The organism is Candidatus Galacturonatibacter soehngenii, assembly GCF_008830185.1.
Taxonomy (GTDB): domain Bacteria; phylum Bacillota; class Clostridia; order Lachnospirales; family Lachnospiraceae; genus Lachnotalea; species Lachnotalea soehngenii.
In genome coordinates this window covers 126,624-140,202 of record NZ_WAGX01000004.1, presented here as the reverse complement: position 1 = coordinate 140,202, position 13,579 = coordinate 126,624, and the positions used below count along the sequence as shown (strand labels likewise).

Here is a 13,579-nt window from a genome sequence, read left to right as displayed (position 1 = left end):
ATTAAGCATCACCTCATCAAACCGTACCGTGCTTTTTATTCGGACGATCCTCTTTCTTCGTGAATAGCATTTCAAAGGCTCCTATCACATACTTTCTTGTATCCTTTGCTTCAATGATGCTATCTACATAACCTCTTTTAGCTGCCGATAATGCACTAGACTGAAGCTCTCTATATTCGCTTGCTTTTTCATTCATTACAATAACATTTTCATCTGCGTACATGATTTTAGCTGCCAATTTAGCATCCATCATTCCTATTTCAGCTGAAGGCCATGCATATACAATATCCGCACCAATCGCTTTACTATTCATGGTAATATAGGCGCTACCAAACGCTTTTCCAATTATAACATTTACTTTCGGAACGTTTGCATTTGCAAAAGAATAAGTTAATTTTGCAACTGCTTTGGCAATACTTTTTTCAGAAGCTATGGAAGCATCGTAGCCTGTTACATTGGTAAAGGAAAGAATTGGAATATTGAAAGCATCACAAAAATTTACAAACTTTGCTGCTTTTTCACATCCACTCGGACTTAACACTGAGTCAAATTCTTTATCGATTGTTCCATCCAAGGCAAACACTTGTGTACGATTTGCCAAACAACCAATGGTAACTCCATTTAATCGAATAAACCCTGTTATCATTGACTTGTCAATATTAGACTTCACTTCAATAAATACATTATCATCAGCTATATTAGAGATTAATATAGACGTATCACCGATACAATTTTCAAGTTCTTGACACACACGATTTAAATCATCCGTACACTCTTCATATTGTAAAGTATCCTTGTTACTTGCCGGTAATACTTTTATGAGCTGTCTGATTTGTTCAAAAATCTCGCTTTCTGAGCCGATAAAATCAACAATACCACTTTCTTCACTTTGGAATTTTGCCGAGGAAGTATTGAATTTATCTTGTATGTTTCCTTCTAACGAATTCGGGGAATTAACGAATAATTTAGCCTTACTTTCTTCCATAAAAGTAAAATCAGTTAAAGTTGGCATAATCGCCACACCGCCTCCACAGTTTCCCATTATTGCAGTAATCTGTGGAATCACTCCTGACGCCAAAGACTGTTTTAAATAAATCTCTCCAAAACCATTTAATGCATCTGTTGCTTCTTGAAGTCTTAAACCCGCACAATCAATCAACCCAATAACTGGAGCACCCATTTTCATAGCCATCTCATATATTCTAACTATTTTCTTAGCATGCATTTCACCTATCGACCCGTTAAGAACCGATGCATCTTGACTATATATGTATACAAGATTTCCATCAATTACACCATAGCCAGTAATTACTCCATCTGCAGGGGTCTTTTTTTGCTGTAAATTAAAATCGGTCGCTCTGGCTGTAATCATTCCACCAATTTCAACAAAACTATTCTCATCAAGTAAAGATTGGATTCTTAACATTGCTGAGTTTTGTGCTGTACCGCTCATTCTTTAGCCCTCCAATTTTCTATATTCTTAAAGTAAAACCAATTTTCTGCCAATTATAATTTTATCCCTTTTCTCTTTAAATTTCAATAGTTTGATAATATTTCGACTAATATTTTCTAAATATTGTTAAATTGTAACAATATTTATTCTCATTTTATATAATGTTGCACAAATGAAAAATTTTATCTTGACATACAATTTTTACAAACAGGATGCCTAACTCACCTTCCTATTTGTAATAAAAAAGACCGAAACACAAAAGTTCCAATCTTTAAAGTACCTTCTCGTATTATATAGTAGTAGTGTTTATAGTCCCTCTCCAAGGACTGTATGCTATACTAATGGAGATACTGTGGATTGGTGCTCACCTTCTACCACTTGATGGTTACAGAAAGACTCCAACCACAATCTCTTTGTATATTTGTTAATCAGTTAGATACCGCATGACGGTTTATTTAGAACGAGAATACAATCGCAAGGAGTATCCGTGGTTCCAAACAGTATCAAATACATTTCAAAGGAGAATTGCTATGATATACGCAGGAATTGATATTGCAAAGGATAAGCATGATTGCTTTATCACTAACTCAGATGGTGAAGTGCTCTTTAAAGCATTTACCTTTCCAAACAACCGAGATGGTTTTGATGAACTCTATCAGAAAATCATATCCGTTACAGATGATTTAACCGAAGTAAAAGTAGGACTTGAAGCCACAGGACACTACAGTTATAACATCTTGGGATATCTTCTTGATAAAGGTCTGACCACCTTTGTTATCAACCCGTTACATACCAACCTTTACAGAAAAAGTCTAAGCCTTAGAAAGACGAAAACGGATAAAGTTGATGCCCATACGATTGCTACAATGCTTATGTCTGATGTGAACTTAAAGTCCTACTCAGACACATCTTACCATAATGAAGAATTGAAGTCACTAACTCGCTATCGTTTTGATAAAGTTAAGGAACGTGCCAAGTTAAAAACCTCCATTTCCCGTCTTGTTACAATTCTTTTTCCAGAACTGGAGAAACATGTGCCAACACTCCATATGGCATCTGTTTATGCTTTATTATCTGAGTTTCCAAGTGCATCTGATATTTCATCAGCTCATTTGACTAGGCTGACAAATCTACTTTCTGTTTCTTCTAAAGGTCACTATGGAAAAGATACTGCTAATCTTTTCAGAGAAGCAGCAAGGACATCCATTGGTTCTCATATGCCTGCCAAATCTCTGGAACTAAAGCATACCATCAGACTGATTAAGGAACTAAATTCTGAAATCAATGAAATTGAATCCCAAATCAAATCTATCATGGACAATATCAATTCACCAATTCTAAGCATTCCAGGTATCAACTACCGTATGGGTTCCATGATTATTGCTGAAATCGGTGATTTTTCTTATTTTGATTCTCCTGATAAGATACTCGCTTATGCAGGTTTATCACCATCTACTTATCAATCCGGTCAACTAGATTCTTCCTATGCACGCATGGAAAAACGGGGTTCCAAATATCTACGATACGCTCTATTTAACGCAACTATATTTGTGTGTCATTGGGATCCAACCTTTTCAGCTTACCTTGCCAAAAAACGCTCTGAAGGTAAGCATTATTATGTTGCAATATCACATGCTGCTAAAAAACTCGTCAGAGTAATTTACCGGTTAGAAAAATCCGGACAATCCTACATCAAAGCAGCTTAAGTTTTTAATAAAAATGTCTCCTTATTGAGCACCTGTTAAGATGCTCTATTTGTCATGCAGTTTTCAATGTTCAAATATATGAAATGCATATCCGCAATTCATTCAAAAAAATATCATTTTAGACTTGACTTTTAATAGTTAGTCTTTCTATTTTTCTTCTTCATCTAACGCTAAAATTACATAGTCACCCAAATCATGCGGTACTTCTATACACAAATGTAATTGATTATGTTCAAAAAAAGAATAACCATATTCTTGTTGTGTCTCTTCATCATAATCAAAATTAATTAACATCTCTGCTAAGAATTCCTCATTTTCAAAGGTGCTATAAATATATTTCATAAATTCTTCATCGACATCAATATCGGATTCCATTTGAAAGCCTTGCTTGTTATAAATCATCTCAGCTAACTTTGTAATATCTCTTTGATCGCTTAAACGTATACTTTCTCCCGTTTCTAATGAAATATTATATGTATAAATAAAATGATAAGGTTGTGCTGCTCCATCATAATAGCAACTTCCAACCAGTTTTAGTGATAGCTCTTCTTTTGTGTTTGTCGCCACCTCATAATCTAAATTATATACATCTGTTTCTTTCAGTAATTCTAAGTCTTTTAAGATTCGCTCTTCGATTATTTTATTCCATTTAGCCTCTATTTTTTCATTTTCAAAACCGATTAGTTTGGGATATTTAATTTTTATTTTATCTTTTTCAATTGATACTGCCTCAACATTCGCACTATCTTCTTTTATCTCGACAAAAGCTTCTGCCGTATCTTGTAACGATTCTTTATTTTGGCATCCTACAAGCAATATTAATACCAATATAATACACGATATTTTTTTTATCTTTTTATTCATTCATTCTTCCCTCATTTTGTTGCACTTAAAAAAGCATTTGCTATTCCATCAAAGCCAAATAATTTCAAGACGGTATGAATACCATCTTTATTATCTATTTCAATTAAATCATTGACATGTCAATTAAGTATAATTAAAATCTTCGTTAATTATATCACACGACATATAATATTTCCATCAAAAAAAGACCACCAAAAGATGGTGGCCTTTTTATATTTTTACAGAAGTCTGTTACTAGTATTATTCTTCTGTATTATCATAAAGCTTTACTAATTTAGTTAAATGTGTAAATTTCTCCGCTGCTTGTTTTTCAGCTTGATCAAATAGCTTCTGAGCTCTCTCTGGATTTTGTTTTAGCAAGGAACTATAACGAACTTCATTTGTTAAGAATTCCTGATAACTTGTTGATGGAGCTTTACTATCTAACATAAATGGATTCTTTCCTTCTTCTTTTAATCTTGGATCAAATCTGAAAAGATTCCAATATCCTGAAGTAACCGCTTTCTTTTCTTCTGTTTGCGCTCCAGTCATACCACCTTTAATTCCGTGGTTAATACATGGTGCATAAGCTATAACAATAGATGGACCATTGTAGCTTTCTGCCTCAGTCATTGCCTTGATACATTGATTCATATCTGCTCCTTGTGATACTTGTGCTACATATACATAACCATAGCTCATAGCAATCTGTGCAAGGTCTTTCTTTCTAACACCTTTACCACCTGCAGCAAATTGTGCAACAGCACCAAGTGGAGTTGCTTTTGAAGATTGTCCACCTGTATTAGAATAAACTTCTGTATCAAATACTAAGATATTTACATCTTGTCCACTTGCAATTACGTGATCTAAGCCACCAAATCCGATATCATAAGCCCAACCGTCTCCACCAAAAATCCATTGAGATTTTTTAGAGATAAAGTCTTTCTTTGATAAGATTTCTTTTGCAGCATCGCTTCCATCTTTTGCTAATACATTGATTAGGTTTGCAGATGCAATTGCATTTTCAACCCCTGACTCAAATGTATCCACATACGCTTTACAAGCTTCTACTACTGCAGAATCTTTTGACTCTGCTGCCAACGCTTCAATTTTACTCTTAATGCTCTTTCTTAAAGCTAATTGTGCTAACTTCATACCATAACCAAACTCAGCATTATCTTCAAACAAAGAGTTTGACCAAGCTGGACCACATCCTGCTTTATTCACTGTGTAAGGAGTAGATGGTGAAGAGTTACCCCAGATAGAAGAACATCCTGTTGCATTTGCAATGTACATTCTATCTCCAAATAACTGAGTAACTAACTTAGCATATGGTGTTTCTCCACATCCTGCACAAGCTCCTGAGAACTCAAGTAATGGCTGTTTGAACTGGCTACCTTTTACAGTAGTAGGTTTGAATTTTTCAAGAACTTCTTGTTTTTCTTCTAATTTCACTGCATAGCTAGCAACTTCTTGCTCATGAAGCTGAGTTTCTAATGGTTTCATTACTAATGCTTTTTCACCCTTCTTACCAGGACATACATTTGCACAAGAGCCACATCCTGTACAATCAAGTGCTGAAACAGTGATAGCAAACTTAAATTTATCAAGTCCTGTCATTGGTAATGACTTCATTCCTTCTGGCGCATTCGCATATTCCTCATCTGTCATAACTGCAGGTCTAATTACTGCATGAGGACACACATAAGAGCAGAAGTTACATTGAATACAGTTTTCTGGAATCCAAGTAGGTACATCAATTGCTATACCACGTTTTTCATAAGCAGAAGTTCCAGATGGAGTTGTACCATCTACGTAATCAACAAATGCAGAAACAGGAAGTGAATTACCATCCACTGCATTTACTTTCTTTTGAATTGTATTTACGAAATCAACTACTTCTTTTCTTCCTTCTAAGTTATTAGTGTTATCATTTGAATCACTTGCATCAGCCCATGACGCAGGAATGTCAATCTTAACCACTTCCTCTGCTCCACGTTCAATTGCCTGATAATTCATATTAACGATAGCATCACCCTTTTTACCATAGGAATACTTAGCTGCTGCTTTCATATATCCAATTGCATCTTCAACTGGAATAATGTGCGCTAATTTAAAGAATGCAGATTGAAGTACTGTATTAATACGTCCTCCAAGACCAATTTCTTTACCAATCTTTATACCATCAATTGTATAGAAATTAATATTATGTTTTGCCAAATATCTCTTAGTACGAGCTGGTAATTCATTCTCTAATTCTTCTGGAGTCCAGCTACAATTTAATAAGAATGTTCCACCATCCTTTAAATCTTCAACCATGTTGAATTTATGGATATAGGAAGGATTATGACAAGCTACAAAATTTGCTTTACTTACTAAATAAGTAGAACGAATTGGTTCTGTACCAAATCTTAAGTGAGATACAGTTACACCACCTGATTTCTTTGAGTCATAATCAAAATATGCCTGTGCATATTGATCTGTATTATCACCGATAATCTTAATTGAGTTTTTGTTTGCTCCAACGGTACCATCAGAACCTAATCCCCAGAATTTACAGCTCTTAATTTTATCACTAGATGAATCAAAGCTATTATCTACATCTAATGATAGATTTGTTACATCATCAATAATACCGATTGTAAAGCTTTCTTTTGCTTTGTTATCATAAACTGCTTTAATCTGTGCAGGAGTAGTATCTTTTGAACCTAATCCATATCTTCCTTTGAAAACAGGAGTATCTTTGAATTTTGTGTTCTTTAACGCAGCAACAACATCTAAATATAAAGGCTCTCCAATTGCTCCTGGTTCTTTTGTTCTATCTAAAACACTGATTTGTTTTACTGTATCTGGAATTGCTGCAAGGAAGTGTTCTGTACTGAAAGGTCTGTAAAGTCTTACCTTAATCACACCAACTTTTTCTCCTGCTGCCACTAAAGCATCAATTGTCTCTTCAATTGTTTCGCAAACAGATCCCATTGCTACAATTACGTGCTCAGCATCTTTTGCTCCATAGTAATTGAACAAACCATAGTCTGTACCAAGTTTTGCATTTACTTTAGCCATATATTCTTCTACAACTGCAGGAAGTCTATTATAATACTCATTGGAAGCTTCCTTTGCCTGGAAGAAAATATCAGGATTTTGTGCGGATCCTCTGTGAACTGGGTGATTTGGATTTAGTGCATTTGCTCTAAATGCATCAATTGCATCTTGATCAACCATTTCAGCTAAATCTTTGTAATCCCACACTCCTATTTTTTGTAACTCATGTGAAGTTCTAAATCCATCAAAGAAATTTAAAAATGGAACTTTACCCTTTAATGCAGCACAATAAGAAATAGGACTTAAATCCATTGTTTCTTGAACACTGGAGCATGCAAGCATTGCAAATCCTGTTTGTCTACATGCATATACATCGGAATGATCTCCAAAGATAGATAAAGCATGCGTTGCTAATGCTCTTGCTGATACGTTGATAACACATGGAAGTAATTCTCCGGCAATTTTGTACATATTAGGAATCATTAACAATAACCCTTGAGAAGCAGTAAAGGTTGTGGTTAAAGCACCTGCTGCCAATGAGCCGTGGATTGCACCTGCTGCTCCAGCCTCAGATTGCATCTCTTGTACTAAAACTTCTTCACCGAAAATATTCTTTAAACCATCATTAGACCAGCGGTCTACTAACTCGGCCATGGTAGAAGACGGTGTAATTGGATAGATTGCTGCAACATCAGAGTAAGCATACGCTACATGAGCTGCGGCTGTATTTCCGTCCATTGTTTTCATTTTTCTGTTCATCATGAATCCTCCTTGTATATAGTCACTACATTTACAATTTTATACCCAAACCCAAGTATTGTAAAGTAATTTTACTATAGTATTTACGAATAATGCCAATTTCACACAAAATTTTTCATTTTTATTAAAATTGTACTAATAAAAGAACAGAAAAGCCCTATTTAAGCTTTTCTGCTCCTGTTTTTTTATGTAGAATATAATATTTCATTTTCGATTCGAACACCTGATTACCAATTATTTTGAAATTACTTTCGTATAATTAAAGAATACGTGTCCTTGTAATATTTCATATTCAGAACTATCATAAACATTAAAGAAATTTGTTTTTTGTGCATAGGATAACGCCCAAAAATTCTTCCATATGAAGTCAGAACGTTTAAACCCTGGTACGCTGTTCTCATTTTTACTTACATCATTTAAAATAATTTTTGCAGCATTCTTACATTCTGCTGACACTAAATTATAATTTTTAAGATATTTTGTCAGTACCCCAGTTCTTGCTGGCTCAAACTGATTCAATTGATAGATTACCTCTTTATAACTCATGTTACTCTTTAATCGATTTGCAATTACATATCCAACACCTAATTGTCCCTTGTATACCGTAACATTTTTACCATTAACGGTTCCAGTAACTGGATATTGCTTTTGATTCCCTGATTCACAGTAAATAATAGTTGCCAATAACTGTTCTGTACTTACCTGTGGATCTGTTTTATATTGTGCATGTACTTTTACACCGTTTACCACTAGGTAAGAATCATTTAGACATACACCTTTGCTATCAAAGGTATAATATGTACCGCCAATTTTTTTGGTGGTATTCTTATACATCTTTCCACTTGATGCAAAATAATATTTAAGTCCACCTATAGTTTGCCATCCAGTGGCCATTACACCATTTGAATCAAAATAATATCTGCTTTTGCTAATGGTTGCCCAGCCAGTTTTCATTCGGCCCTTTTTATCAAAATAGTACTTCTTTGATCCAACTTTAGTAAAGCCAGTTTGCATGACACCTTTTTTGTTAAAGTAGTATGTTTTATTCTTTACTACTTGGAAGCCTTTTTGCATGGCGCCCGTACTATTAAAATAATATTTTTTACCTTTTATAGTAAGAAAACCAGTCTTCATTCGGCCCTTTTTATCAAAATAGTACTTCTTTGATCCAACTTTAGTCAATCCGGTTTGCATGACACCCTTTTTATTAAAGTAATAGGTCTTCTTTTTAATTACTTGAAAGCCAGTCTGCATCGCACCATCTTTATCAAAATAATACTTTTTATTCTTAATTGTATTGAATCCCGTTTTCATTACACCTTTACCATCAAAATAGTATTTTTTTGAATCAATTGTAACGAACCCGGTTCGCATAACCCCTTTTTTATCAAAGTAATAGGTTTTCTTTTTAATCACTGTAAATCCAGACTGCATTACACCAGATTTATCAAAATAATATTTCTTATTATTGATTGTTTGCCAACCTGTTTGCATTACTCCTTTTTTATCGAAGTAATATTTGTTTCCCTCAATGACTTGCCAGCCTTTTTGCTTCACACCATCTACGTAGTAGTATGTTTTCCCCTTCTTTGTTTTCCATACCGCGTTTTCTTGTGTCTGCTCTGTTGGTGTATCATCATTTGCTTGCACTGGTATTGCTGTAAAAATGACCAAAGAACACATCAACAGCATAAACATCTTCAGTACTTTTTTCATCACTTTCCTCCTTTAATTTTCCTCCTTAATTTGCAGAATTAAGCTTTAATTTATAATTCTATATTCTTACTATAATATATCTATAAATAGAATTCAACCATACATGCTATATTCCACTATTAACCATTTTACAGTATCCATAACAAATATTTTTTTACAATTTTATTTCTTTTTTATTAATATCTATGAAACAATGGAAAATATTGATAGAACCTATTATAATTAAAATCTGTGATTCTTTTATTAAAAGCGCAATCTCAACTAATACACTAAGATAACTAGGAGGATTATATATTATGAGAGGTTTTTTTTCTAAATCATTCCATAAAAAACGATTACCTTTTTTATTACTGATTTGTATCTTAACAGAGTCAGTAATTTTTCCTGATATGACACTCGTTCATGCCACTGAGACGGCAAATGAATCCATTATGGAGGATGCCACAAAAGAAAATGATGCTACTGACTCAACACAAGAGGCGGACGATACAAATGAGGTTCCCCATACTCCGGACTCCAAAAGTGATGATACTTTATCCTTAACAGATGAAGAGATCTCAACCAATGATGAACGCTCAACCAATAATGAGATACCTAAAATCGACGATAAAGATACCGATGCTAAAACTAGCACCCTGCTAGCACTTACAAAAGAAACATTCCCCGATGATATTTTTCGCGATTATGTCTATCAAAACTTTGATTTGGATAAAGATTGCAATTTATCAGTTGAAGAAATTGCAAAGGTAGATAGCATAGATGTTTCTTATAAGGGAATCTATGATTTAACAGGAATTGAGTATTTTACGAATCTTCTTTATTTATACTGTAATGGCAACAAATTAAGTGCATTAGCAGTTGATACTCTTACGAGTCTGACCACACTAGACTGTTCACATAATTATTTGACAAATATTGATTTAAGTAATTGTTCTTCCTTAAGCTTTTTGGAAGCGAGCAATAATGCAACTGTAATCTCTCTTGATGAACAAAATGCTTTTGATTTATCCTCATTGAAAGACTTTCGTATCTCGCAGTCATTTGACTGGTCGGAAAATGCTACCATAACAGACAAGCAATTAACGGTTTCACCAGATTCAGATTCAATGCTTGTTACCTACCGTTATAAAGTAAATGCTCCGTTGCTAGAAGATGTATTTTTTAATGGTTCTTTGGTAATTGATGCTACCACACAATCAGACATTGAAATAAACGAAGCTAATTTTCCAGACACTGCACTTCGAAATCATCTAAGTGACACTTATGATTTAGACCATGATTTGTCTTTATCTGGTGATGAGATAAAAAATATTACCTATCTCTACATTCCTAAGTTAAATATTTCATCACTTACAGGTATCGAGCATTTTAGTAATTTGGTATCATTAAATTTTGATGACAATGCAATCACTTTTGCAGATTTAAACCTTCTAGTAAACCTAAGAAATGTTTCATGCATCAACAATGAACTCACCAAGCTTTCAGTGGAATCCTTAAAGCAACTTAATACACTTTATTGTAGCAACAACCAACTTTATTCACTCGATTTAAGCGGATGTTCTTCACTTGAAATCTTAGACATTGAAAGTAACATCCACGAAGCAACAGCGACAAACGGGGCGCTTAATTTATCTTCACTTACAGATTTTGACTTTAGTTACACCCGCAATTGGTCGTCAGGTACATTAACTCCTGATTTTCGCTTATTATTAGAGGAATTAAATGATGAAACCAATGTTACTTATGAATACTTAACGCATTCACCAAATGAAACGTTTAGTTCTATTACTCTTACACTAAAGGTTATTCCAAAGGAAGAAGAGCTAAAAGAAACTGCCCCTACTTTATCTGAAGAACCCTCTTTAGATACTAATACTGAAACTGTTCCTGATACACAACCGCCATCACAGCCTCAACAAAATGCAGCTACCAAGGAGGTTCCTGCTGTATCAAGTTCTAGCCCAGCAGTGACTTATACCGTAGCGTTTAACAGTAACGGAGCAAGTAGCATTGCAACACAATCTGTCCCTTCTCAAGGAATTGCTACCATTCCGCCTGAACCAGTGAAAGCAGGATACCTATTCAAGGGATGGTACAATCAAGATACACCTTATGACTTTCAAACACAAGTTACAAAAGATATTACATTAACTGCACAATGGGAAAAGGTTACACCGAAAAAGCCAACAATAAAAAGTTTAAAAAATAGTTCTAAGTCTAAGATGAAAATTACGATTAAGACACAAAAAAATGTGGATGGCTATGAAGTGTCCTACAGTACTAATAAAAATGCAAAGAAAAATGCTATCATTGTTGATACTGTTAAAAGTTCAATCACTGTAAAAAACCTCATAAAAGGCAAAACTTATTATGTGAGAGTAAGATCCTATTCTTACGATTCAATCGGGCAAAAAGTATACAGTAGCTATAGTAAAATTAAGAAACTGTCCATAAAAAAAGGGCTGACGGAAGAAAAACCGACCAGCACTTCTGCTACCATTAAAAGTTGTAAACTCAGCTCAAAAGATACAATTGTAGTGGAGGCAAAGACGAAAAACATTATAAAAAGCAGTGACAACTATTATTATTTATTTGCACTTCCCTCTTACAAAAAGGGGATTGCAAAAAACTCTAAACCTTTGGCATCTATGATTAAAACTACATCTTTTAAATTTAATACCGCTTTAAACCTAAATACATCGCAAAGCCTACTACATTCAAAATTTGTTGTTGCTATTAAAGTAAAATCAGGATATAAAATCGTAAGTAAAGCAAAGTTTATTACAAATCCACAAAAAATAGCTGATTTTACATATTCCTTTCCTACTGCCTCCAGTAAAAAGGGGCTACAAATTAATGCAGGTATGTTAAATGATGCAAAGGACTTAGGCATAAAGCATGTGGCTTATAATATCCCACTTAATCTTATTATTGCTGCACCAGGTGAGACCAATTATCGTTCTAGTGTGGATTACGAATATAACGGAGAGACCTATTGGTTTCGAAAAGGTATGATTGCTGCGTATGACTCTTTGTTTCGAAATTTAGAAAATCAAGATATGGTTGTGAGTGCAATAGTTCTTTTAGGATGGCGAGATGATTTGACTTATCTAATCACACCCTCTGGCAGAGAACCAGGGCATAATTATTATAACTTTAATACCTCAAGTAAAAATGCAAGAAATCAACTAGAAGCTACTTTTTCATTTTTGGCAGAGCGTTATGCGAGCGGCGCTCAAAATGGTAAAGTCGTTAATTGGATTATTGGAAATGAAGTCAATAGCTTTGACGCATGGAATTATGCTGGTACAAAATCCTTATCAAAATATACACAGCTTTATGCAGACTCTTTTCGACTTGCATATAACGCAATCAAAAGCGTCTACAGTAACGCCAGACTATATGTACCACTAGATCAATGCTGGACAATAAGTAACTCTGCTACCTTTGGTGGAAAAGAATTTTTAGAAAAGTTTGATTCATACATAAAAGAAACTGGTAAAATTAGCTGGAACTTAGCTTATCATGCTTATCCATCTCCGCTTACCGAGCCACGTTTTTGGAAAAATGCAAATGGTCAATCTCAAAACAATGATAATTCACCTGTAATATCCATAAGTAATATTTCTGTATTAACAAAATATATTAAAAAGCATTATGGAAAAAAGACAAGGATTATTTTATCGGAACAAGGGTTTACTTCTGCTTCTCCGTATGGTGAGAAAACACAAGCCGCAGCAATTGCTTATGCATATTATCTGACAGAATTTAATTCTATGATTGATTCACTCATATTGTCTCGTCATGTAGATAACATAGCAGAAACAAAGGATGGACTAAATCTTGGATTGTGGTCTAATAGACCTGGCCACATTGAAGAGGCATATCAGAAAAAATATGCTTGGAAAGTTTTTAAATATATGGACACACCAAGTTCAACAAGCGTTACAAAATTCGCCTTAAAAATTATTGGCGCCAAGAATTGGAAAAAAATTGTTCCAGGCTATAAAGCAAATAAATTCAAATCCATGCCAAACGTAAACTAACATTTTTAAAA

At 34.2% G+C, this 13,579-nt stretch carries 6 protein-coding genes; 2 read left to right on the top strand and 4 right to left on the bottom strand.

Annotated features, from left to right (window positions below):
- Positions 1-16 precede the first annotated feature (16 nt).
- A complete protein-coding gene (locus tag F7O84_RS03215; RefSeq protein WP_151141900.1) occupies positions 17-1,453 on the bottom strand; it encodes an acyl-CoA carboxylase subunit beta in 1,437 nt (478 codons plus the stop codon).
- A gap of 530 nt (positions 1,454-1,983) precedes the next feature.
- Between F7O84_RS03215 and F7O84_RS03210 the strand changes: the two genes are divergently transcribed.
- The gene (locus F7O84_RS03210) at positions 1,984-3,159 is read left to right on the top strand and encodes an IS110 family RNA-guided transposase (protein ID WP_151141897.1); all 1,176 of its coding nucleotides are present in this window, start codon (positions 1,984-1,986) and stop codon (positions 3,157-3,159) included.
- A 147-nt stretch (positions 3,160-3,306) separates the two neighbouring features.
- Here the strand turns inward: F7O84_RS03210 and F7O84_RS03205 are convergent, their stop codons facing one another.
- The 3 genes from F7O84_RS03205 to F7O84_RS03195 all read right to left on the bottom strand — a co-directional run bounded on the left by F7O84_RS03205 (position 3,307) and on the right by F7O84_RS03195 (position 9,522).
- Entirely contained in the window at positions 3,307-4,023 is a 717-nt protein-coding gene (locus F7O84_RS03205; protein WP_151141895.1) for a DUF4163 domain-containing protein, read from the bottom strand.
- A 240-nt stretch (positions 4,024-4,263) separates the two neighbouring features.
- Positions 4,264-7,806 (bottom strand): pyruvate:ferredoxin (flavodoxin) oxidoreductase, encoded by a 3,543-nt coding sequence (gene nifJ / locus F7O84_RS03200; protein ID WP_151143655.1) that lies wholly within the window; start codon positions 7,804-7,806, stop codon positions 4,264-4,266.
- Between the two features lie 234 nt (positions 7,807-8,040).
- Complete coding sequence (locus F7O84_RS03195; protein WP_151141893.1) at positions 8,041-9,522, bottom strand: cell wall hydrolase; 1,482 nt, start codon at positions 9,520-9,522, stop codon at positions 8,041-8,043.
- 296 nt (positions 9,523-9,818) lie between these two features.
- Here F7O84_RS03195 and F7O84_RS03190 point away from each other — a divergent pair, with 296 nt between their 5' ends.
- Positions 9,819-13,568: a DUF5722 domain-containing protein gene (locus tag F7O84_RS03190; RefSeq protein ID WP_151141891.1), complete on the top strand. Its 3,750-nt coding sequence runs from the start codon at positions 9,819-9,821 to the stop codon at positions 13,566-13,568.
- Positions 13,569-13,579 lie beyond the last annotated feature (11 nt).